Origin of the sequence: Paenibacillus sp. FSL H3-0302, assembly GCF_037982245.1 — a bacterium.
GTDB classification, from domain to species: Bacteria; Bacillota; Bacilli; order Paenibacillales; family Paenibacillaceae; genus Paenibacillus_AQ; species Paenibacillus_AQ odorifer.
In genome coordinates, this window is record NZ_CP150284.1 from 6,545,596 (window position 1) to 6,570,201 (window position 24,606).

The 24,606-nt window shown below is 44.8% G+C and carries 19 protein-coding genes; 3 read left to right on the top strand and 16 right to left on the bottom strand.

All coding sequences use genetic code 11. The features are described from left to right. Positions 1-302 precede the first annotated feature (302 nt). From MHH50_RS29135 to MHH50_RS29175, 9 genes are all read right to left on the bottom strand, one after another. The gene (locus MHH50_RS29135) at positions 303-1,970 is read right to left on the bottom strand and encodes an AarF/UbiB family protein (protein WP_076123972.1); all 1,668 of its coding nucleotides are present in this window, start codon (positions 1,968-1,970) and stop codon (positions 303-305) included. Then, positions 1,971-2,318, bottom strand: coding sequence for a phasin family protein (locus tag MHH50_RS29140; protein WP_036681962.1), 348 nt, complete (start codon positions 2,316-2,318; stop codon positions 1,971-1,973). Positions 2,319-2,416: 98 nt separating this feature from the next. Beyond that, positions 2,417-3,055 (bottom strand): ThuA domain-containing protein, encoded by a 639-nt coding sequence (locus MHH50_RS29145; protein WP_076123974.1) that lies wholly within the window; start codon positions 3,053-3,055, stop codon positions 2,417-2,419. Positions 3,056-3,260: 205 nt separating this feature from the next. Beyond that, positions 3,261-4,073 carry a uroporphyrinogen-III synthase gene (locus MHH50_RS29150; protein WP_076182020.1) on the bottom strand — a complete coding sequence of 271 codons (813 nt, stop codon included), beginning with the start codon at positions 4,071-4,073 and terminating at the stop codon, positions 3,261-3,263. Between the two features lie 103 nt (positions 4,074-4,176). Beyond that, complete coding sequence (locus MHH50_RS29155; protein ID WP_218640930.1) at positions 4,177-6,162, bottom strand: methyl-accepting chemotaxis protein; 1,986 nt, start codon at positions 6,160-6,162, stop codon at positions 4,177-4,179. 247 nt (positions 6,163-6,409) lie between these two features. Next, positions 6,410-6,805, bottom strand: a complete 396-nt coding sequence (locus tag MHH50_RS29160; protein ID WP_076123979.1) for a transcriptional repressor — start codon at positions 6,803-6,805, stop codon at positions 6,410-6,412. 91 nt (positions 6,806-6,896) lie between these two features. Further along, positions 6,897-7,994, bottom strand: a complete 1,098-nt coding sequence (locus MHH50_RS29165) for a Ger(x)C family spore germination protein (protein ID WP_076191747.1) — start codon at positions 7,992-7,994, stop codon at positions 6,897-6,899. Beyond that, positions 7,991-9,091 carry a GerAB/ArcD/ProY family transporter gene (locus tag MHH50_RS29170; RefSeq protein ID WP_076123983.1) on the bottom strand — a complete coding sequence of 367 codons (1,101 nt, stop codon included), beginning with the start codon at positions 9,089-9,091 and terminating at the stop codon, positions 7,991-7,993. Before MHH50_RS29170 ends, MHH50_RS29165 begins: the two co-directional genes overlap by 4 nt. Continuing rightward, complete coding sequence (locus MHH50_RS29175; protein WP_076123985.1) at positions 9,091-10,449, bottom strand: spore germination protein; 1,359 nt, start codon at positions 10,447-10,449, stop codon at positions 9,091-9,093. The genes MHH50_RS29170 and MHH50_RS29175 overlap by 1 nt, the downstream gene beginning before the upstream one ends. A 159-nt stretch (positions 10,450-10,608) precedes the next feature. Here MHH50_RS29175 and MHH50_RS29180 point away from each other — a divergent pair, with 159 nt between their 5' ends. From MHH50_RS29180 to MHH50_RS29190, 3 genes are all read left to right on the top strand, one after another. Further along, complete coding sequence (locus MHH50_RS29180) at positions 10,609-12,156, top strand: FAD-dependent oxidoreductase (RefSeq protein WP_340033774.1); 1,548 nt, start codon at positions 10,609-10,611, stop codon at positions 12,154-12,156. 148 nt (positions 12,157-12,304) lie between these two features. Continuing rightward, positions 12,305-13,024, top strand: a complete 720-nt coding sequence (locus MHH50_RS29185) for a 3-ketoacyl-ACP reductase (RefSeq protein ID WP_036681981.1) — start codon at positions 12,305-12,307, stop codon at positions 13,022-13,024. Between the two features lie 992 nt (positions 13,025-14,016). Continuing rightward, the gene (locus tag MHH50_RS29190) at positions 14,017-14,328 is read left to right on the top strand and encodes an antibiotic biosynthesis monooxygenase (RefSeq protein WP_076179209.1); all 312 of its coding nucleotides are present in this window, start codon (positions 14,017-14,019) and stop codon (positions 14,326-14,328) included. A gap of 481 nt (positions 14,329-14,809) precedes the next feature. Here the strand turns inward: MHH50_RS29190 and MHH50_RS29195 are convergent, their stop codons facing one another. The 7 genes from MHH50_RS29195 to MHH50_RS29225 all read right to left on the bottom strand — a co-directional run bounded on the left by MHH50_RS29195 (position 14,810) and on the right by MHH50_RS29225 (position 24,560). Continuing rightward, complete coding sequence (locus MHH50_RS29195; protein ID WP_340033775.1) at positions 14,810-17,035, bottom strand: MMPL family transporter; 2,226 nt, start codon at positions 17,033-17,035, stop codon at positions 14,810-14,812. Positions 17,036-17,247: 212 nt separating this feature from the next. Further along, positions 17,248-19,143 carry an ABC transporter ATP-binding protein gene (locus MHH50_RS29200; RefSeq protein WP_076123991.1) on the bottom strand — a complete coding sequence of 632 codons (1,896 nt, stop codon included), beginning with the start codon at positions 19,141-19,143 and terminating at the stop codon, positions 17,248-17,250. Continuing rightward, the gene (locus tag MHH50_RS29205; RefSeq protein WP_076132622.1) at positions 19,140-20,900 is read right to left on the bottom strand and encodes an ABC transporter ATP-binding protein; all 1,761 of its coding nucleotides are present in this window, start codon (positions 20,898-20,900) and stop codon (positions 19,140-19,142) included. Before MHH50_RS29205 ends, MHH50_RS29200 begins: the two co-directional genes overlap by 4 nt. Next, positions 20,893-21,414, bottom strand: a complete 522-nt coding sequence (locus MHH50_RS29210; protein WP_081383179.1) for a MarR family transcriptional regulator — start codon at positions 21,412-21,414, stop codon at positions 20,893-20,895. The genes MHH50_RS29205 and MHH50_RS29210 overlap by 8 nt, the downstream gene beginning before the upstream one ends. A gap of 270 nt (positions 21,415-21,684) precedes the next feature. Continuing rightward, the gene (locus MHH50_RS29215) at positions 21,685-23,082 is read right to left on the bottom strand and encodes a DNA-binding protein (protein WP_076105042.1); all 1,398 of its coding nucleotides are present in this window, start codon (positions 23,080-23,082) and stop codon (positions 21,685-21,687) included. A 164-nt stretch (positions 23,083-23,246) separates the two neighbouring features. Next, positions 23,247-23,516: an aspartyl-phosphate phosphatase Spo0E family protein gene (locus tag MHH50_RS29220; protein ID WP_076099698.1), complete on the bottom strand. Its 270-nt coding sequence runs from the start codon at positions 23,514-23,516 to the stop codon at positions 23,247-23,249. A gap of 114 nt (positions 23,517-23,630) precedes the next feature. After that, positions 23,631-24,560 carry a LysR family transcriptional regulator gene (locus MHH50_RS29225; protein ID WP_076278300.1) on the bottom strand — a complete coding sequence of 310 codons (930 nt, stop codon included), beginning with the start codon at positions 24,558-24,560 and terminating at the stop codon, positions 23,631-23,633. Between the last annotated feature and the right edge of the window lie 46 nt (positions 24,561-24,606).

Here is a 24,606-nt window from a genome sequence, read left to right on the forward strand (position 1 = left end):
ATAGGCTGTCCTGTTCTGGGGCATATGCTTCACATTCAGCTATATTCAAACAAAAGCGGAAGAACACCGTCACCGGCATCCTTCCGTCCCATGTATCCCTTGACCCGTTAAAAGAGTGCGGTCAAAGTTCGGTTTCTGGGCAGCAGCGATCCACCGGACGTTAAGACGGCACTCCATTTGCGTTCCATTCCACTTTATACAATAGAAGTAAAGTTAAGCTTAGAAAGTTATCTTTTATATTGTACTTGATAGAAAGGCATTTGTGTGAAACTGCTGAAGAATAATTATTCAAATCCCTTAAGCTAGAACCTTCCCGATTTAAAAATCGCATAGATCAGCCACAAGAACATCAGAAGAGCCACTACGCTGCCAACCTCCACTGTAGGGAAATTCCATAACACTGAAGGCTGTCCACGCATCGCAGTACCAATAATGAGTCCTGTCATGATGATGCTAAACGCGAGCATCACAATACTGAATGCTAAACGGTTACCTACCCGGTCCAGCTTACGCTCCAGATTCTGCATCTCAGGTGCCACAATCTCCACCTTTATCTTTCCCTTACTGATCAGCGCGGATAACTGCTTAGCCTGCCCAGGAAGCTCCAGCAGACTCTCTGTTAAGTCGGCTACGCCTCCCAGGAACTTACGCTGCAATCGACTGCCGCTAAAGCGCTGCTTCACAAGTTCCCGCCCAAAGGGTTCCGCCATCTCCAAAATACTGATGGTTGGATCTAAGTTGCTGATGACTCCCTCCAGCGTGAGCATTGTCTTCCCTAACATCGTCAAATCCGGCGGCAGCACTAGACGGTGTTTTCGCGCTATGCCGAACAGATCATTCAGGGCTTTGCCTATACTCATTTTGCTAAATGGAACATCATAATATTCATCCCGCAGCCGATCCATATCATCATGCAGCGCACTTCGATCAGCATCCTCGGGAATGACTCCAAGACGCAAAATTGCCCGGACCATTGCATCCGTATTTTTGCGCATCAGAGCGATAATAAGTGCAGACAGCTGCTCCTTCATCTCCTCATTCAGCCGACCCATCATGCCAAAATCAATCAAAGCCAGCTTTCCATCACCCATCCGTATAACATTGCCCGGATGAGGATCAGCATGGAAAAAACCATGAATGAAGATTTGTCTAAGCATCATTTCCACAAGTTGCTGAGCAATGGCTTTAAGCTTAACGCCTTTACTCAGCAACTCATCGCGACGACTCAGCGTTGTCCCTACCACATATTCCATCGTCAGCACTCGTGTTGACGTATAGTCCCAATAGATATCCGGGATGTACACTCCCTCATAATCCATCTGCTGATCGATTTTCTCTGCATTACGCCCCTCTTGGCTGTAATCCAGCTCGCCAAGCAGCGATTTCGAGAACTCCTCTACCATACGGCACAGCTGATATTGCCTCGCCCAAGCGAGCCGCTTTTCAGCAAGCGTGCTTAAATCTTTGAGGATTTCCAAATCCCTGCTCATCGTTCGCAGAATACCCGGACGTTGAACTTTAACAGCTACGACTTGTCCACTGTGAAGCACAGCCCTATGCACCTGACCGATGGATGCCGCAGCAAGTGGCGTATCCTCAAAAGAATTAAAGATTTCATCCATATGCTGATCCAGTTCCTGCTCAATGATCGCGCGCACGCGGTCGACAGGAAAAGGAGGCACATTATCCTGTAGTTTTACCAATTCCTGAATAATAGAATCAGGCAGCAGATCTGAACGGGTACTGGCGAGTTGTCCCAGCTTAATAAAGGTTGGACCCAAATCCTCCAGCACCAGCCGAATCCGCTCCCCGAGCGTAAGGCTTGTGTGTGCTTCCTGCGTTACAAGACGACGTGGAAGGGATAGTAAGTGATAGAGCCCCAGCTCTTCCACCATATAGCCAAAACCATGGCGCATAAGCGCCATGGCAATTGCCCGGTAACGTCCGGCATGTCTAATGCGTACTGCCATTTAGTCCGAACGCGTTTCCGCCGATGTTCCCTCTAGATGGGAAATTCCCTCTAGCTCGGCCAACCGGCGCTCCAATACTGCAATTCGCCCTTCCAGCTCGGCAATATCGTTTTGTACAGGCACATTCATTTCCTTCAGCACGCGTTGTACTTGCTCTTGTACAGCAGATTTGAACATGCCTCGTTCTTCCTCACCACGTTCAATTAGCCGATCGACGAGAGCCCTAGATTCCGAAGGAGCAAGCTCCCCGCGTTTCACTAGTTCTTCAACAACCTTCTCTACTTTTTCCTTACTGACAATGGTGAGGCCCACTCCTAAAGAGATCGCTTTTTTAAACAAATCACTCATGGCACTTTCCTCCCAAAGATTCCGTTTCATTACATAACGGAGTTTATGATTAAAGTATACCCCACTGTGTACGTATTTCAAAAAAAACACAACATTGCTTAGTTTGTGACCGGAATACGGGCAGCCCAAGTAGCCGCCTGTAGAATTAGTTTACGTAGTGCCGGATGACGGAAGGAGGGTTCATGATGACCAGGCATAAGGAATACTACTCGTCCTAAACCATAGCTATGGCACCATGCAGCTGGAATCCATTGCCCCTCAGATTCATATTGAAGTAGAATAGTCCGTTCTGTGAACGGGTCAAATTCAAAATGATAGGGCTCCTCATCCAATTGGAAATCTTCCACACCTTCGGTAATGTCATGCTCTAGCACTTTGAAGTTCAGGGGTTCGTAAGCTGTGTGTCCGTTAAATCGACCCCCGATTAGCTGTGCAAGCTCGTTACGTTTCGTCAGCGAAGCTCCCGTATGAAGAACAATGAGTCCGCCTCCTCCACTTACGTAGCTGAGCAAACCAGCCGTTTGTTGAGGGGAGACTGTTTCGTTCCACAATTCATTGTAAGCAATACATAGGTCATAACTTGCTAAATGCTCAATGCGCATTAATTTTTTATTTTCTGAACATTGCACGGTTAATAAATCATTTAAGATCTCACTAATTTGTTGGTCCACTCCTTGAAGTGGATGAAACCGGGGATGGGTGTAATCACCAAGTAATAGACATTTTCTCTTGTCCATGGGATCCTCCTCCTTATTCGTTGTTATTATTCGTCACATGTTGCCTATATTCTAAGGAAAACTGCCGCGAATGTCCATGCAGATGGCAGGTATATTGCTCTTTGGGCTTATTTTTCCGGGTAAAAAAGCATCCCCGGCCATGATAACAGGCGGGAATGCTTCTGTGCGATAACGTCATTCGTGTAAAGCTGACGCAACTTGTGACTTAGCGATTCGCCGCCACATATTTGCCTAGCTCTACAATCATGCTTCCCATCCGTTCATGCTCAGGCATAATGATACGCTGTACGCCCTCTTCTTTAAGCGCCTCAGAGGTAATCCGTCCTACAGAAACAGCAAGCACTTTATCCTCGAAAGACTTCAGCATTTCTTCCAGCTTTCCCTGTTCCCGGGCAAATTGACAGAGGAAACGAAACTGTGGTGCACTCGTAAAAGCCACGGCATCAATTTTGCCTGATATGATTTCTAGAAGCAATCTTTCCAGTTCGCCCGGCTCAGGTGGGGTATGGCGATACGGCAGCACTTGGCGGGTAGTAGCCCCAGCCTCCTGCAGCCATGCAAGCATATGAGGAGCTGGATCGCCGTGCAGCTGAAGAACGACTTCTTTCCCCTGCAAATTCAGGGATTGAAGCCCACGAATCAATCCGATTGTACTTCCGTCGTCGTCACGAACCTCCGGCGTAAGTCCTCTTTTTTTCAAAGCATTCACTGTCTTATAACCCCGTGCGGCAATAATAGAACCAGAAAGTACTTCTAAGAAACGTTCTTCGATCCCCATTCGCTCAGCCATATCGAAGAGAGCATCAAGTCCCATCCCTGTAGTCAGGATCGCCAAGTAGGGAGGCTGATTGATCCATGCATTCAAACCTTCCTGCAAGGCCTCGTCATCAAGAAATACAGTCCCTTGAGCAGGCCGGCATACTGCCGTCCCCCCCATATTCTGAACCAGCTTGGCCATTTCTTCCGATTTGCGCGGACCCGCCAAGGCGACAGTGATCCCTTTTAATTGCTCTGCCATTTCCTATTATCTCTCCTCTCTCCATTGCCTAACCCAACATTATTGTTTATCAGTATACTTGCAAAGGAGTTCAAAAGGGAAGATAAAAAGCACGGTTCTCCTTTCAGAAATCATTCTTATTACCAGAAGCGTTTATCTTAAAGCGGCTCGCCAGCTTCTGCAGTTCTTCTGCAAGACGGCTAAGGTCGGTAGACGAGGATGCCATCTCCTCTACAGAAGCAAGCTGCTCTTGTGCGGCAGTTGCGATAGTCTCCGTATTCACAGCCGCCTCTTCCGATATGCCGCGAATTTCCCCAATAGCCTTCTCCATATCATTAGATTCCACCAATAAAGTCTGCACAACCCCACCCATGGCTTCAATCTTCTCCGCGGCACTCTTTACTGCTCTTCGGATACGGGAGAAAGAACGTCCGGAAGTATCCACAGCCTCAATACCTTCGGATACGCGCTGTCTGGTGTCTTCCATCGTATGAGTTACCAGCAGCATTTCACTATTAATAGCGGTAATCTGTTCGGCAATCAAATGTGCGGATCTCTCTGATTCCTCTGCCAGCTTACGCACCTCGGCAGCAACCACCGCAAATCCACGCCCTTGTTCCCCGGCTCTGGCTGCCTCAATGGAAGCATTGAGAGCCAGCAGGTTGGTCTGGCGGGCAATCCCGGTGATGACACCAACAATGCCCTCAATTTGACTGGTTCTTTCATTCAGCTTGTCAATTACACTGCCCAGCTCTCCGACCGTTTCATGGATACCATTGATTTTGTCCACCACGCTGATAACCGAATCATTGCCTTCCGATGCTGAGAGTGAAGTCTTGTCCATCATTGTGGATACTTGCTCCATATATGTGGAAATCTGCTCGACCTCACTAGCTGTAGCGGCAGTGCTCTCCATTCCTTTTCGTACACTAACCACCTGTCGCTCCGTCCCTGCCGCTACGTCCTGAATCGCTATGGTCACCTGCTCAATCGTTTGGGCAGTCTGATCCGCACTAGCCGTCAGTTCTTCCGCTGAGGAGGAGACATTGCTTGTCATCTCCTGCACGCCAATGATCATCTCGCGCAAGCTGATCACCATTAATTGAAAATTCTCTGCCAGCAGCCCTATTTCATCTTTACGGAAAACACCCATGTCTTCCGACAGATCACCTTTGGCTATCACCGCAGTTGCTTTCCGCAGCCGGAAAAGCGGTCTCAAAATCGATTGAATATTAAAATAGATCACAACCAGCGCAAGCAGAACGGAAACTACAATAACAAGCAGAGCTGTATCGCGGATTCCACTAGTTGCTGAGTTAACCTCATCAATGCTGATCGTACCTCCGATTCTCCAACCCGTCAGTTCATTGACCATAAAGGTCATCTTTTTGGACGTATCCTTGAAGACATAATCGAAGACCCCTTGTTCTTTCTCGAACATTTTCTTAACAAAATCATCAGACGATTCCTGCCCGATAGCTTCTGTAGGATGAACTAGAAACTTCTTGCTGTTATCAACGATGAGGATATAACCTTCCTTGCCTACCTTAATTGAGGTCAGCTCCCCTAAAGTAGACAGGTTAAGATTCATTGTGATCACCCCATCACCGCCCTTAAGAACCGTTGATATCGCAATCGCGGTTTCCTTATTTACGGTTTGAAAAGCCGGAGAAATCACTGCCCCTTTTCCTTGCTTCAGAGAATTAATATAGGCGCTTTCCTGCCTTGGATCATAACCCTCTGGCAGCTTAGCATCTAAAGCATGAATAGCCTTGCCGTTGCTTGTACCCACATAAATGTCCAGTACATCCGGATGCAGCGCCACATATTCCTTCAGTCTGGCTTTTACAGCAGAGGAAGTCCCCCCAGATCCCTCACTGTTGATCCCCTCAGATGAAAACTCCGCGGCAAAATAGGAAATCGCATCTATTTTGGATTGAATATTAGAGTTAATGATTTCATTTACGGCCAACACACTTTCGGTAGCATTGTTCACCAGTTGATCTTCCACTTCCTGGCTGGCAGCTTGATAGGTTCGCCAGCCTATTATAATACTGGGCAGCAGCAGTATTATTAGGTATGTAAGAATTAACTTGGTACGGATAGTCATACCCGCATTTTTTTTCATAGACGTCATCATCTCTCTCTCATCTGAGTCTTAGGCAAGGATACATTTACCAGACTTAATATATAATTTAAAATCTGTTTTAGGAACCGATTTTCCTCCTATCTTTCTTTGTTTTTCTCATTTTTTTTGAGAATTGTCATATAAATGCAACAAAAAAGGCCGCCTCAATGAAAGCGGTCTCTCCGGATATACATATTATTACCGCAGCACAGGCTCCGGCACCTCTATCCTAATTATTCTTTTTGTTCTTACAGTTTGGGCAGACGCCCCCGAATACTACATGAGCATGACCAATGGTATAACCGGTATCCTTGGCCACTGTATTCATCCATTCACGCGGAACTTGATTCATAACCTCATCCACTGCTCCACAAACTTCACAAATGATATGCTGGTGATCATCCATACGTGCGTCATATCTGCTGGCAGCTTCACCAAGCTTAAGCTCACGAATCATTTGTTTATCTGAAAGATAACGCAGAGAGTTATATACCGTACCGTATGCTAAGCTATGTCCCTGCTCTACTAGCCGATTCATTACTTCCGCAGCAGTAGGATGGTCATGTGAATTAAGGACGATATCGTAAACGGCTTGACGTTGGGAGGTCAAATTTAGACTTTTCATTCCTATCATCCTCTAACTTATTTTTAGATCAAGTATAAATCTTGTGAATAGGAACGTCAATCCCATTTTTATCCACATGTTACTTTACAAGCTACCTAATCATTCCTGAATATTTAATGTTTACATCAGCCTTCACTTGGAAATCAAGTTTAGAATAGAGCTCCTTCCACACTTTCATTTCCGTATCGTTATTAAAATGCCTTGCTCCATAATGCAGCCCCCAACCCAAGGGATCTAGGCCACTGGCTTGTATTTTGGTCAGCAATGCTAAGATATCCGCTTCCAATTCCTTTTCCCCGGCTTCCTGGATCTTCTTCAACATGTGATGTGTCACCAGATCTGGGCTACTACTCTCTTCGAGAATACCTTTTATCTTAATATGATAACGAATAGTAGCTTTCCCATGCTCTGGTGTTACGATTTTATAGTGCGAGGATGACCTCTCTGTGTAATATTGAAACATAATTCCCTCGGAATGGGCGGGTAAGTTAGTCCGCAGATTCGGGCGTGACAGCAGATTATATAGCCGGGTCTCATTTGGCGTAAGAACCATTTTGATTTTCTCATTATTCAGCAGAGCAATTTTATCAATTAAAAACTCCTTATCCCCTTTGGCCTCAATAATCGGCAGGATTGGATCAATCCCCTCCTCAAAGATATTTCTCATCAGCTGAAAGGAATACACACTAGAAATAAATGGAGACTCTGTGCCTTGTCCACTCATAGCCAGAATAAGAGAATTCGATGGGATCCGCTCCGATTCGGGTCTTACCTTCAGCACTTGAAGTGCTTCCGGACGCCCTATTGCAAAATTGACAATAAGCTGGATATCTCTACGTCGAACAGCCCAATCCATAACATGGAGAATATCTTCACGGGCAACCCCTTCCCCCAAAACAATTGATTTACAATGGGAGTAATCAAGCTCCTTTTCCACTCTGGATTTCATTCTACGGAGGGCTTCCGAAATGCTTGGAGACTCCTCAGTCAAGATTTGCATCTTCTCATCAATCTTAGTAACATCCCCCTGAGGGATGGCAAGCTTCAAACTAATCTTAAAATTCCCTGCTTCTGTACCTTGGTCAACGCCGATCGCTAACACGAAAATCCGCAAATCAATCTCCTTGAAGTCACAACCGGGAAGAAGAAGGAGCAAGGTAATTCCAATTCCAGCAAGTACTCTTCTCATAGCTTCCCCCTCCTAGCTTTGCGATAACAATAAAACAACAGAGCGATGATGAACATCTCACCAAACCAGCGAATTTGCAGAAACCAGGCACCAAACATATTAAGTTGATACTGATCCTGCCCCATTAAGGACAGAACCATCGCGCTAAACAAGCCTAGGATCCCCCACTCTTTCCAGCGCTCTGCTTTTGGGGACTGTTTTTTTGCAGATGAAAGAGCACCTTTAAAAAGCTCTAAACCTCCATGCCAATGAACGATTACACTCACCAGAGATAAACTTAAATAGGCAAAATAAAAAATAAACAGCATCCGTTCAATAATAAAGGATTCCATCCGAATACTGTCGGCCGTCGAGAACCATGTATACACATGTCTATCAATAGCAACGGTTCCGAAATAGCCGATGGGAACTAAAAAAGTCAAGAGTAATACGAAAAGACCCTCCACCCCTAAAATCCAGACATGCTTCAGCTTCAGCCCATGAAATACCCGATTAAATATGGCCAGGTTTAAGTAACCGCTAAACGAAAAGGTAGCCGCCGCAAGGCTCATTAGGTCCGGCTTATGCCAGAAGTATGTAGTGACCTGCAGAACAGAATCCCAATTAAAGTCCGGATTGGTCAATGCTTTTACGAGGCCATAAATAATTAAAGGTAAGGATACGCTGAGAATGATTTCAAGCCCATACAAGAGTGATAGAGAATCGAAGCGACAGCAGATGCAGACCAAGACTAAAAAACTGATCACAACCGTATAAGGACTCGAATCCGGACTGATAAACCGCAGCGTAATATCTACAAAAGAAAGCAATGTAACTCCCCCGGCCACACACCATAAGCCAGCAAAAAGGACCAGTAAGATTCTGGATAACTTCTTAGGAAGCAAAGAGTCAAATATTTCCGGAAACCCCTTGCCGGGGAATTTAGCAATCAGTACAGTAAATATATAGACAAACAAAGTGCCCAAAATCGTTCCGATTAGTATGGACATCAAAGCGCCACCAAAACGTCTGTCTATTAGTTCCCTTGGAACAAAATTAATGATGTTGATCAGGCTGTTCATCAGAAAAAGACAGTAGAAATAACGGCTTTTGGCCATCAATGCTCTCCACCCTTCTTCTTGCCGAGATTATCGAGAAAAAACAATCTGAAATAAGGTTGTCCGAAGGTACGCTGTTTGCATAAATACATTGCGAATCCCACGACACAGACTACTACCCCAACCAATCCTAAAAAAGCTGCAGCAATTAGAAAAATATACTTCAGCACTCGTATGGACAAGCTCATCATATTCAGCGGAATTAGAAAATTAGATATCGCAACAGCAGAAACCAATATGATCATGATATTTCCTACAAGTCCTGCTGCCGTCGCTGCCTGCCCCAAGATAAGCCCCCCTACCGTCGTGGCCGTTGGACCAATTGCCTTGGGGAGCCGTAAGCTCGCCTCAGTCAGAAACTCCATCATCATGAGCATTAAAAGCACTTCCACAAAAGAAGGATAAGGCACAGTCGCACGACTGCCCGCAATAAGCAAGGCAATCTGCACACGAATAATCTCTGGGTTATACGAGGTGAGTGTTACATAGAGCGCAGGCAGCCACAACGTCATGCACACACCGATAATCCGAAGCAGCTTTAGGAATCGCCCCACGATAGGAAATTGTATTTTATCATCCATGGATGTAAAGAAATCATTAAAAATAGAAGGCAGCACTATCGCATAACCGGTTGTATCCAGCACTATCGCTACTTTTCCTTCAGACAAATTAAACACCACTCTATCCGGTCTTTCGGTGATGATGGACTTAGGGAGTATTCTTAATTTGTCACTGCTTATAAACTTCTCAAGCTCTCCTGTAGCCTGCAAAATATCAACCTTTAGCGTTCCCATCTTCTCCCTTAATTCTTTTAAAACGTTATGGTCAACACGACTGTCATCGTATAAAATAGCTATCTTTGTTTTAGAGACATCGCCGATGACCATGGTCTCCATTTTGAGATTAGTCGATTGATAACGCCGCCGAATCATGTTCAAATTAATCGCTATATCCTCTGTCAGTGCATCTGACGGCCCCTGTGAAATACTTTCGGCAGACGTTTCACTAACACCGCTGCTCTCCGTACTCATAGCATCGAAGAAATATATCACATCTTTTATACCCAGAAGCACATAACCACTGAGCAAAAGGTCGATCGCCTTCTCTCTCGTAGTCGCCTCTTCAGTGCCCGGATAAGTCATAATGTAATCCTGATAAGCGCTAATACTCTCCATTTCATAAAACGGCGCAATCACGTGGCGGCTGAGTGTCTGCGCATCTGTAACACTTTTGATATATAGCAGGTTGATTTGCCCAAAAGGGGCAACGCTTGTTTTATCGATTAAATCCGCGAACCCGTTCAGCTGATCTTTGATCCATTCCAGAGAAATATTGTCCTTATCCTGTTGAACTGACATGGAACATCATCCCTCCTATTTATCCTTTACGTCCCAGTTTCCACCTTATTTTGGCACTGTTTCTCTGAATTCATGCACAGCACGATGGAATGGGAAGTTTCTTTTCACAGGACTGTGGTAATAAATGAGATGAAGATTGTAAAGATGGAGGGATAATAGATGGACCCAAACCGTAAAATAACGCAAAGTCTTCCACAATTTCCGGAATCATTATGGAGAGATACCACGGATTTACCGGCTTTTCCAAAGCTGGCTGAAGATATTTCTACAGATGTGGCAGTGGTAGGCGGTGGAATTACAGGCATTACAACAGCCTATCTCCTCAGCAACGCAGGCTACAAAGTCACACTCTTAGAAGCCGGAGAAATTCTGAGTGGCACTACGGGTTTTACCAGTGCAAAAATCTCAGCACAGCACGGGTTAATCTATCATCATTTGATAAAGCATTTTGGGCAGGAGCAAGCCCGGCTCTATTATCGCTCGAACAGCGAGGCTATGAATTGGATCCAGAATACGGCTGAGGAACTTGAAGTATCCTGCGGCATGAAACATGAGGCGGCTTTTCTGTACGCGGATGCTGAAGATCATAAAACGCTTAAACAACTGGAGGAAGAGTATAAAGCCTATGAACAATTGGGTCTGCCCGGAGAATGGCTAGATAACATCTCTATCCCTCTGATGGCCAGTGGTGCCATTAAATTACCAGGACAAGCCCGCTTTCACCCGCTGCAATATCTGAAGGGGCTACTGAAGGTCATTCAGGATAAAGGTGGCGTAATCTATGAGCATACGATGATGGCGGATAAGGTGGAGAAGAACGATAAGCTTACGCTTTTTACTGAAAAGGACGAGCATCGGATCACCTGCCGCTACGCCGTTTCAGCTTCTCATTTCCCATTCTACGATGGAGGAGCACTATATTTCTCGCGGCTGCATGCTGAACGTTCCTACTGTCTGGCGATCCAGCCTGAAACGGATTTTGAGGGTGGAATGTATCTAAGTGCAAGCGAACCCACCCGTTCTCTTCGTGCAGTAGAGTGGGAAGGCAGGAATCTGGTCATTGTCGGGGGAGACAACCATAAGACAGGCCAGGGCATCTGTACGATAGGACATTATGAGAATTTGGAGCTATTCGCAGGAAATCTGCTCGGCATCAAAACAATCCCTTACCGCTGGGCAGCACAGGATTTAATCACCCTAGACAGAGTGCCCTACATCGGCAAGATTTCGGACAACGAAGAGATTTATATCGCCACAGGTTTTGGAAAATGGGGCATGACAAGCGGTACGCTGGCCGCACAGATTATCTCGGATCAGATTCAGCGCAAAGATAATCCGTATACCAAATTGTACGATCCGTCCCGCTTCAAAGCTGGCACCAGTCTAAAAAACTTCATCTTGCAAAATGCCAATGTGGCAAAAGAGCTCCTGGCGGGCAAAGTGGAAATCGTCCATAAAAAGACAACTGATTTGGAAGCTGACGAAGGAGCCGTTGTGTTCCATGATGGCAAACGTGTGGGAGCTTATAAGGATACAGAAGGTAAACTTCATCTGGTGGATAGAACCTGTACCCATATGGGCTGTGAATGCGAATGGAACAACGGGGATCGTTCTTGGGATTGCCCTTGCCATGGTTCCCGCTTCTCCTACGATGGCGAGGTTTTAGAGGGCCCAGCTTCGGTACCGCTGACGAAACTCCATGAATAATACCTTTCATGAAAAGGCAGTTCGGCTTCATGAAAATTTGCAGACCATTTTCTAAGGGGCGATTGTAATTGCCCTACAGCATTCAGGTATAATAAGACTTGAATGAAGCAGCTGCTTCAAAAAAGTTTGAAGGAGAGTGACGATAGAGATGGATTTGAGAGGAAAGAGTGTTGTAATTACTGGTGCAGGCAAAGGGATCGGAAAAGCCTTGGCTATGGCACTGGCTAAGGAAGGTGCTAATTTAGGCCTGATCTCCAGAACTTCAGGTGATCTCGAAGCGTTAAAATCAGCCTTAACGGAAGTATATGACGTTAAAGTCAGCATTGCCGTGGCCGATATCGCCGTACGCGAAGAAGCTGAACGTGCTGTTGCTTCCCTGCAAAATGAGCTTGGAGCATTTGATGCATTAATCAACAATGCCGGGATCGCAAAATTCGGCACTTTAGTAGAAATGGATCCTGCAGACTGGGAGCGCCACATCCAAGTTAATCTTTACGGTACTTATTACGTAACTCGTGCTGCACTGCCTGCGATGATTGAGAAAAATGGCGGAAATATCATCAATATTTCATCCACAGCCGGAGAACGTGGCTTCGCGACAGGCTCTGCTTATTGCGCGTCCAAGTTCGCTCTCATGGGCATGACCGAAGCCCTCGCACAAGAAGTGCGCAAACACAATATTCGCGTCGTAGCCTTGACTCCAAGCACCGTCAACACTGGCCTAGCTTCCAATGCTGGACTTAAAATCGGTGACGAAGACCGCATGATGCAACCTGAAGATGTTGCTGAATTGGCACTGACAGCTTTGAAGCTGCCGGATCGCGTCTTCCTAAAAACAGCAGGACTATGGACCACCAATCCGCAATAAAATCGCGCTGGACGCGGGGGGAGCCGGGTGATCTGGGGGATTGCATTTTGTGCAATAGAATCGCTCTAGACGAGGGTGAGGCCTTGGGTGATTGCACGTGGTGCGGGATAACGCTTCAGGATTGCTCTACTGCGTTTTCTAATTGCACTTTGTGCAATTGAATCCCTCTAGTTAAGGGCGAAACCTTGGGTGATTGCACGTTGTGCAATCAGTTTAGTGGCTCCCCTCCTTTTTAGGCGATTTGGGCTTGATTCTATTGTACAGAATGCAACAGACTGCCTTATTCAGATAACATTCAGGCTATTCTGTTGCACATTCTGCAATGTAACTTCATTTGGGGGCTTAATTAGGGAACTGGGACTGAAATTAGGTGCTAGCTGTAATGGTGGTTTTGAGTAAAAACTTTGGAGTTGGGTTGGCACTTTGGCTTAGAGTAACATTACGGTTGAGGTGGCACTTTACTTGCGGTAGTTACTTTAACGTGCAGTAGTTACTTTAACTTGCTAAAGCCACTTTACTTGCGGTAGTTACTTTAACGTGCAGCAGTTACTTCAACTTGCAATAGCCACTTTACTTGCAGTAGACACTTTGATTTTTCGCAGGTACCTGAGTTTGCACAATACTTAACGTTTAAATAGATAATAGTTGCACTTTGTACATCTATTCAGCGCAATTAGAGGAGAAATCATACTTTAATTGCACTCTATACAGTTAAAAGAAGGCTAATCTCGGCGATTCACCAGATTCGCATAATTTAGTTGCAGAGAATACACTTATTCGATCGTTTCTGGTGTGACGGATAATTTAAGTGTACAAAGTGCAATTAAACGCCCGCACTCTTGTGTCTTGTGGGATGGTCTTTTATTTTGTAAGTTGAAAATCACGATGTTACCTTGAGATATTGGCTAATTTTCGAGGTTCCCATGTCATATTATTTCGATTCACAATGTCCTGAAAAATATACTAACTTTCTGATCGGAGGTTTATCTATCATGCTGGTAGTAACTAATACTATTAAAGTAAAAGAAGGCCATGGCGAAGCTATTGCTCAACGTTTCGGAGGAAATAATGGTGTGCAGGATATGCCAGGGTTTGTACGTATGGAGGTTTGGCGTGGAAATGCCAAAGAAGGTGTCGAGGAATTAAAAATCTGCACCGTATGGGAGAATGAGGATGCATTCAAAGGCTGGACCTCCAGCGAGTCCTTCCGTCAGTCGCACCGTGGTGCTGGTGGTAATGACGCAATCCTGGGTGCTTCCATCGATAAATATGAACTAATGATCAGCCGCACGCCCAGTAACTAAGGATTTGGACCACCCAAACAGAGCAGTAGCTAGATTGAACCAGCAGTGTGTACGGAATGGTAGCCCGATAAGTACAGTTAACTAATTGACTATTACTGCTAGGTAACCGGTGATACGAGCTAATTAACTATTATTGATGCAGCCACCTAATTGTCTTTTACCACTGGGTTAACCAATGGAGCCACCTAATTGTCTTTTACCACTGGGTTAACCAATGCAGCACGCTAATTGTCTTCTACCACTGGGCTAAGAGAATCAGCCGCTAATTAACACAGTTATCGCTTCTAGATACTAATTAGCACAGTGAATACTTAGAATAACTATCGTCAAGCAGACTGATTGATTAGCCTAATAGATACAATTAAGTTAGTTGGTACAAGCAGCGCTATTATCCAGCGATGTCCTGTGCCCAAGCCTAAAACAAACAGGGATGTCCGGAGCCAATATGGCTCTGAGACATCCCTGTTTGTTTATAAACTCATTATTTACTTACATCTGGCTGAGGGGTCTCCACCTCTTGATGTTTACCCGGCCAGAACGACCAACGGCCAAAGAGCGTTGTAATAGCTGGTACAAGGAACGGACGAACCACGAAGGTATCCAGCAGAACACCAAGAGCGGTGATGATACCGAACTGCACAAGCACCTGAATCGGCAAGCTTGCCAATACAGCAAATGTACCTGCCAGAATGAGGCCGGCAGAGGTAATTACCGAGCTGGTCTCATTCACACCTTCCGCGATAGCCTGCTTAAGCGGCATGGTTTTACGCTTTTTCCAGATATTCGAGATCATGAAGATGTTGTAGTCTTCTCCAAGTGCCACCAAGAAAACAAAGGAATACAGTGGGATCGCTCCCTGAATGGCATCTGCTCCCATCACATAGTGAATGATAATCCAGCCTAAGCCAAGCGCTGAGAAAAAGGAGAGAATAACGGTGCCGACCAGATAGATGGTGGCCACTATTGAACGCAGATATATCAACAACAGTACGGTGATCATTCCGATGACCACGGGGATAATCAGATCGGTGTCCCGATCTCCAATCTCTTTAGTGTCATGCTGTGTCGCCGTCTGCCCGCTTACCCACACGTGATCCGCAGGGTTCGCAACGTCTACATCGATTAATGCCTGCTCTGCGGTAGCAAGAAGGGTAGGAATATGACCCATCGCTTCTAGTGAGTAAGGATTGCTTTTAAATTCAATATCAAAACCAACAATATCTTTGTTTACTGCCCCCTGCTGCGGATCGGAAACCGTGTCCACATAGGTGAGTCCGCCAAGAATTACCTTTAAATCCTCTCCGCTTGCTTTTCCTTGGGTATCAATAATCAGCTTCGCTGGAGCCAATTCTCCGGGAGAGAACTGTTTGCCAATAAGGTCGAAACCTTCGCGGGACTCCATATTTTTAGGAAAAGAGGATAGGATATCATACGTAAATTTGATGCCACTGGAGAATGAAGCCAGAATCCCCAGTCCGATAACGGTCACACCTACGATAGCCCAAGGCCGGGTTACTACCAAGCCGCCAATTCCTTTTTTACGGGAAACCTTGAGTTCAGGAACAGGTTTGCCTTTAGCCTTAGCCCGTTCTACCTCCATTTGCGGTGTGCGCGGAATGAATGGGAAGAAAGAGGTCCGTCCGAAGATTGCCAGCAGTGCTGGTACGAGAGTTAGACTGGCAATTCCCATGATGAAGATAGACACGCTAAATGGAACGGCAAATCGATGATAAGCTCCATACTTAGCCAGCAATAACGCAAACAGCGCGAGCACGACGGTGAAGCCACTCATAGCAATGGCGCCTGAAGATTCGGTAATGGAGCGAAGAAGCGCACGACTCTTACTCTCTTCTACCTTCAATAACTGCCGGAACCGTGAGATCAGGAACAGACAATAGTCCGTACCAGCTCCGAATAGCAAAACAGTCATAATCGAGACAGCCTGTGAATCTACTGTGATCCAGCCTTCTTGTGCCATTTTTCCAAGAATCGGACTAGTTACACCATAAGCGAATCCAACCGCAATAAGTGGAATAAACGCCAAGATCGGTGAACGATAAATCACCAATAAGAACACCAGCACAAGCATAACCGTAGCAATTAACAAGGAAACGTCTGCGTTCTGAAACAGGCCTGAAGCATCTATAGAGATGCCCACTGGACCCGTAACACGTAAACTCAGGTCTTTTCCATCTACCTTAGCCGCGGAGGGGTCTCCACCCGTCTCTGTGTTTATGATCTTCTTCATTTCTGTCACAGCTTCACCGAGCTGATCACTATCTGCCGTTTTATCAAAAAGCACCGGGGTTACCAGCGTGCTAAAATCCTCAGATAACGAGGCTTGTAATGCCTGTGGCGGCAGTTGTCCTAATGGGGGAACAAAATTCTGATGGGGCAATGGTTGCTGCTCCAACTTCTTGTACACAGCAGTGATATGTACTAAATCATCTTGTGAAAGCCCACCTTCTCTATGCCATACGAGCAGCGCCGGCACTCCACTTCCACTAGGGAATTCTTGCTCTGCAATAGCTGCTGCCTGTACCGATTGTGAATCATCTGGGAGGTTAGGCGCATTATTAGCAACCTGAGAATTCACTGCAGGCCATAACAGGGTAAGTGCACCTACAAGCACTATCCATACGAGAAGAGTAATCCACTTCGTCTTTTTTCCTGCCACCCATTTTCCGTAGCCTGACATTCCCTTCATCCTCTCCTTTACCTTGCAGCCTTAAAAATGAGCCGCGGGTCATTTTTTATTCTATCATATATATGCTTTAATTTTTAATCAAACTTTTTTTATTTTTCAGAAAAATTAAAACACATCATCACATATAAAATACCCCTCTCTTCACATAAAAAATCAGCAACATGTGAAAAGAGGGGTTTATGGGTTATCTATACTTTTTTCTTCACTTCAATTTAGCCTACGTCCAAATCTCCTTCAGAGAACTGACTGTTATAGAGATCCGCATAGAATCCGCCTTGGGCCAGCAGTTCTTCGTGGTTGCCTTTCTCGATTACACTACCTTGATTCATGACAAGGATGAGATCCGCATCACGAATCGTCGAGAGACGATGGGCAATAACGAAGCTGGTTCTGTTTTGCATCAGCGCATTCATCGCTTTTTGAATCAACAATTCAGTCCGTGTATCGACACTGCTCGTGGCTTCATCAAGAATAAGGATCGATGGATCGGCCAGAATAGCGCGAGCAATAGTAATCAACTGCTTCTGTCCTTGTGAAATATTAGAAGCTTCTTCATTTAACACCGTATTGTAGCCAAGCGGAAGTGTGCGGATAAAGTGATCGGCATGCGCAGCTTTGGCAGCCCGCACCACATCAGCTTCAGATGCACCTTCACGACCGTAAGCAATGTTGTCACGAATCGTACCGTTAAAGAGCCAGGTATCCTGAAGCACCATACCAAACTTGCTACGTAGGTCACTCCGTTTCATGTCGGTAATGTTGACGCCATCAATGATAATTTCCCCGTCGTTAAGCTCGTAGAAGCGCATCAGCAGGTTAATCAAAGTGGTTTTACCAGCACCAGTAGGACCGACAATCGCTATAGTCTGACCTGGACTAACCTCAATATTCATGTCCTCAATCAGAATAGCATCCTCTTTATAGCCGAATTTCACATGACGGAACTCAACGGAACCTTCCGGAGCACCTTCATCAAGCTTCACAAGTGTAGTATTAACTTCCTTAACTTCCTCTTCTTCATCCAGAAGTTCAAATACACGTTCTGCGGAAGCAATGGTGGATTGAATAATGTTAGCAATATTAGCCGTTTGTGCAATCGGCTGGGTGAACTGACGTGAATATTGAATGAAGGCTTGAATATCCCCGACATCAATCATTTTTTTAGTAACAAAAATACCACCCACAACACAGATAAGCACATAACCCAAGTTACCGATAAACATCATAAGCGGCATAATCATACCTGACATAAATTGAGACCGCCAGCCAGAATCATAAAGCTTATCATTTATTTCATCAAAATCTTTAAGCGACTGCGGTTCGCGGCCGAAAGCTTTAATAATCCGGTGCCCCGTATACATTTCCTCTACATGACCATTCAACTGGCCAAGCGATTTCTGCTGTCTCACAAAATAAGTCTGCGAACGTTTAGAGATCGCCATAATCACAATAAAGCTGAGTGGCAACGTAGTAATCGTGATTAACGTCAGCCATGGGCTGATGGTAAGCATCATCACAATAACACCAATAATAGTGACGATTGAGGTAATCAGCTGCGTTAAACTTTGCTGCAACGTGGTACTGATGTTATCTACGTCATTCGTAGCACGGCTAAGAATTTCCCCGTGTGTACGGGAGTCAAAATATTTTAAAGGTAAACGCTCCAGCTTACTGTTGATCTGCTCACGCATGTCATAAACTACCTTCTGCGCTACACCCGCCATTACATATTGCTGAATGTAACTAAACAAAGCACTAAGCAGATACAATCCCGCGAGCAGGATCAGAATATCATTAATATATCCAAAATCAATGGAGGCACCCTCTACACCCATCAGTTTGCCGTAAGCACCTTCGAACAGTTTGGTTGTAGCTTTACCCATAACTTTTGGACTGAAGATACTGAACACCGTACTGGCAATCGCCATAATTAGTACAATAATCAATTGAACCATACGCGGGCGCAAGTATTTGATTAGGCGACGAAGTGTACCTTTAAAATCTTTAGCTTTTTCTGCCGGCATCCTCATTCCAGGACCACCCGGTCCACCCGGTCCTTTATGGCCGCGGGGAGCTGCAGGTTTATGTTCTCTGTTTTGTTCGCTCATGCTATTTCCTCCTCTGACAGCTGCGAGGATACGATCTCGCGGTACACATCACTGCTCTCGAGCAGTTCACGGTGAGTGCCCATTCCAGCAATTTCACCCTCATCAATTACAATAATCCGGTCCGCATCCATAACGGTGCTAACCCGTTGAGCTACGATCAATACGGTGGATTCCGTAGTTTCAGCTTTGAGAGCCGCGCGAAGTTTGGCATCTGTCTTGAAATCAAGAGCTGAGAAGCTATCGTCAAACAGATAAACCTCAGGTTTTCTCACAAGCGCCCGAGCAATGGACAACCGCTGTTTCTGACCACCTGAGACGTTATTCCCGCCCTGAGCAATTTCTGAGTCAAACCCATCCTTCATCGCGGATACGAAATCGTAGGCTTGAGCCACCTTAGATGCATGAATGATTTCTTCATCCGTAGCATCCTCTTTACCGTAGCGGATGTTCTCATTAATCGTACCCGAGAACAATACTGCTTTTTGTGGGATGTAACCGATTTTGCTCCGCAGCTCTTCCTGTGTCATCTCACGTACATCCACTCCGTCTACGCGTACAGCACCTTCATTAACATCATAGAATCTTGGAATCAGGCTAAGCAGTGTAGATTTACCCGATCCGGTACCCCCGATAATCGCGGTAACTTCACCCGGACGAGCACTAAAGCTAATTTTCGAAAGTGCAGGCTGTTCTGCCCCTGGATAGGAAAAAGATACATTCTCAAACTCAACAAAACCACGCAAAGAATCGCGTCCGTCTTTTTTAGTAGCTTGAGCTGTTGTATGCAGTTCACTCTCAGTAGGATCTGTAAATTCAGGCTGCATATCCAGTACCTCATTGATACGCACGGCTGAAGCTGAAGCACGCGGAATTAACACGAACATCATCGATACCATAATCAGAGAGAACATAATTTGCATTGCATATTGGATAAATGCCATCAGGGACCCAACTTGCAAGTCGCCATCACCAATTCGGATTCCACCAAAATAAAGAATAGCAATCATAGAAAAGTTCATTACAATCATCATCAGCGGCATCAGGCCGGCCATAATTTTATTGACCTTGATAGCTGTATCCGTAAGATCACGGTTAGCTTCGGTGAAACGTCTATTCTCATGATCAATCCGGTTAAAAGAACGAATAACACGAATACCTGTCAGATGCTCACGCAGCACCAGGTTTAATTTATCAAGCTTAATCTGAATGGCTTTAAACAGTGGCAGACCCTTCATCCCAATAAAGAAGATCGCCCCTACAAGTACAGGAATAACGACTACAAAAATCAATGATAATTTAGCATCTTCAGATACTGCCATGATGATACCACCAATCATCATCATCGGTGCTCCGATCATCATGCGCAACATCATAGTAAGTACCGTTTGAACTTGTGTAATATCATTTGTTGTACGTGTAATCAAGGAAGCTGTACCCAGCTTATCGAATTCATGCAGCGTAAAATTTTCTACATGGTTAAATACTCGTGCACGGGTGAGTTTACCAAACCCGGCTGCTACTTTTGCCGATAAGTAACTGGCAATTACCGAACATAAAGCACCGCCACCTGCAACCAGGAGCATGAAACTACCTATTTTCCAAATATAAGCGCGATCTCCTTGAACAATCCCTTTGTCGACGATGTCGGACATCAGAGTAGGAAGGTATAAATCGCCCATGGACTGCAAAAATACAAGGATTAATACAGCACCAATAGCTACCCTAAAAGGCTTCAGTTGTTTAAATAATTTAATCAAGCTTCTCATCTCCGTTCATTTGTAGCCTATCCCAATCAGGTGGTGGATTATCCTCAACGTATTCATGTACCTTAAGCAATAGCTCTGTGAGCTGTTTAGTGTCTTTTTCGCCTAAGTGTTGCACAAGCTTATCAAGCATCACATCACGATAATGTTCTGCTTTTCGTGTGAGTTCTTTTCCACTTTCCGTTAATTTCACGCGTACAACTCTTCGGTCCGAAGGATCCGCGCGTCTTTCCACCATCTGTTTCGCTTCAAGACTGTTAATCAGCTGCGTGATGGTAGGAGGAGTGAATCCAAGTAGTCGGCTGATTTCAGACACCTTGAGACCCTCTTCATCAGAATGATTCCATTTTTCAATGCATATCATTAAAGTCATCTCACTTGGCTTGTGGCCCTCAACGCCCTTTTGCCATTGAGCTTTGTGCAGGCGTTTCATCGCCGCAAAAAGCCCGTGTGCGACTGAATTTTCAGTATTTTCTGTATTTCCTCCGTTTATCCCAATTTCCTTCACCTCTATTTTAGTTAGGTCAACTAATTATTAAACACTATATTATTTAGGCTACCTAATTATATTTTCGCCAGATTGCTTTGTCAAATTATGAATACGCTATCAATTATTACGAAAAAGAAAACTCCCCAGCACGAGTGCAAGGGAGTAGTTATGCGTATATGTATCTGTATATAGAATATTGCCAAGGATAACCTTTAGAATCCTGCTCCGTGCTCATAAGTTGTGATTGGTCCGTTACTTCCGGAACCAACTGGGCCGATAATGATGAAGCTAAACAATGCTAAAATGCCTGCCATCATCAATAGTGATTTTTTCATCTTTTCTCACCTCCCTTATCAGCTTTCTGTATTTCTCCTGTTGATTCAGAGTTGCATAGTCCCTATTGGTCTCAAACAAGGTCACGCACTTAATGAAGTCTATTCCATTATTAGTCTTAATAGATAACTCTAAAGACTGTATGATATAGTCTACACCCGTAATATATTGTCCATTGTTTATTAGATACATGGCTATTTGATAGTACAACCGATATAATCGGTCAATATTAATGGGATCTTCAAACTGTTCAAATCGTAACATTTCCCGTGCAAAACGTTTAAGCACATCGTCTACAGAAAATCTGTAATGATTAGCCGATTCCATAATAATAATGAGTCCTGGCAATATTTCTCCGGGGTGCTCAGCCAAAAAAGCTACATAGTCCGGTACAACCTTTACGTTTCCCTCCAACATTTCCAGTGTGAAACTGTTCCCAACTGCAAATAATCGGAATTGTTCTACAGCTTGCTGGCCTACTTCATCCAACATCTCAAACCAGCCTAAGTCTGCATAACCAGCGGTATATTTCTTCGCCGCTTCATATTGACCTTGCTTCGTCAACGAAATTGCTTTAAGCAAATATCCGTGTCCATAATAAACAACGAGCGGACGTTCCGTACAGAGTTCTTCTCTTCGTTTGTCTCCGCTCCTCCGCAGTTCTTGGCGGTAAACTGCATTGGCTAAAGCTCTCAACTCATCAGCATAGATCTCCATTTCTTCCCATCTGCGAAGGGCGAAACATAGCTGTGTCAGCATCAATAAACCATCTAATTGCAAATTTTCCGGAAGGCGCCCCCTAAAAGGACTAAAGCTAATGACTGCGCGTAGCTTCTCCTCCATATCAAGTGTTTGCAAAAATTTAAAATTACGATAATGACTGATCGCGAGACGTTCACTATAACTATCCGACTCGTTCTCTACTACAATCTTGTAAAAAAACATGGATTCCTGAACTTTGCCTTTATTGAATAATTTATCAGCAACAGAATAAATGATATCCAGCGGCTTGGTAGACTCTAATAATCTGCTTATAGTTTCATCAATGCAATTCTGTTTGCCCAATTCAGCACAACGAATCAAAAAAGGCTCCACTCTACGGCGTGAGACCTTCTCATCATTGAAGCATTCATCAACATATAGAGGATATAACCAGCCTTCTGGAAAACCAAAGGCTTTTATAATTGCATCTACTTGTCCCAAGGACATAGGCTTCGGCGGATTTCCATGCAGAATTGCACTGAGGCTGCCTCGATTCAGGCCACAAATTTTTGAAAATGAGGCGAGATTATGGCCGGAGCGGGACAAATTTTTCTCAATTTCTGAGCGTATAGTTGTTAACTTTCCCTCCACTCGGCACCCCCAAAGTTTGACTTGAAAAGATTCTATTAATTGACATTATAGGTGAAAGTTATGGATTGTACAACAAATAGATTGTACGACAAATAGAGGAGCCTAATACGCTCCTCTAGATCAGTAACATCTTCATAGTATTATAATTCTATGTTGTTGGTAGTTTAGCTAACAGTGATGGCGGTTTTGGAACTTCTACTATAGGATGTAATGCCGGCTTTCCGGTTGCGCAAATTTTCCATCATCTTATTTTGTGCCAGCAAAATATAGCTGTCTAATCGCTCACTGAGCTCTAGAACAGCACGGTCACTAAGACTCCGTTGCTCTGCAACCTCCAGCAATTCACATCTAAGACTCTCTATAGTTACAAGTAGCTCATCTTCTTTATAATCTTTTCTATGATTATTCTTGGAGGAATTTGGATTTTGTGTCACATCTCTCTCCTTCTCTCTATCAACATCTTCTCCTATCATAAGTCATGATACCAAAAAACATATTTTCAAAAAAAAGAAAAATTGTAGAGCTTCTAACAAAAACGGAATTACTACTTATTCAGAGTCCTCCGCAAGTTCGTCAGGGAGCTCATTTGGATACTGTTCTCGCAAAAGTCCCTTTGCAAAAGCAATCCATTCGCGTGCCGCAAAAGATAAATAACGGTCTCTACGCCACGCCATAGCAAGCTGCCACGGAATTACCGGATCCGTCAAAGGCACAACGACCAATCGTGAACGATCCATATCCCGGCAAATGGTTTCTGGCAGCAATGCGATTCCCATTCCGGCAGCCACCATACGGCTAATTAAGTCCCATTGGGAGCTCTCATAGATAACCTTAGGCTGAAATCCCGCCTTCACACATTCCGTAATAATCCGATCATGCAGCGTAAAATCCTCCCGGAACAGCACAAACTCCTCTTCGGCTAGTTCACTTAACGGAACAAGGTCTGCCTCGGCCAATCTATGTCCAACAGGTAAAATAAGATTCAGCTTCTCTTCAACAAAGGTGAAGCAATGAAGTTTGGCTGTATTTACAGGCAGCACAACCATTCCGATATCCAACAAGCCCGTTTCTACATCTTCCTCCACTTTTTTCGCGCCATCCTCATGCAGACGAATAGTAACCTGCGGATAACGTTTATGAAATTGACCAATCACCGAAGGAAAAAAGCTCGCTCCTACCATTGGAGGCAGACCGATGCGGATGTGGCCCTGCTCCAAATTTCGTAAGCTATCCAGCTCAGAAGACAAGCTGGCGAACGACTCCACGATATTTTGCGCTTTGGTGAACAGAATTTCCCCCGCATCTGTAAGCCGGACACTTTTCCCTTCACGGTAAAACAAATCAGCCTCCAGCTCGATCTCCATATTCCGGATCATTTTACTGATCGTAGGTTGTGAAATATATAAGGATTCGGCAGCCCGAGTAAAGCTTTTCATTCGTGCTGCTTGGACGAAATATTCTAATTGTCGGATATCCATTTTCCAACCTCCGATCCATAGACAAAAGGAATGTCATTTATTCAAT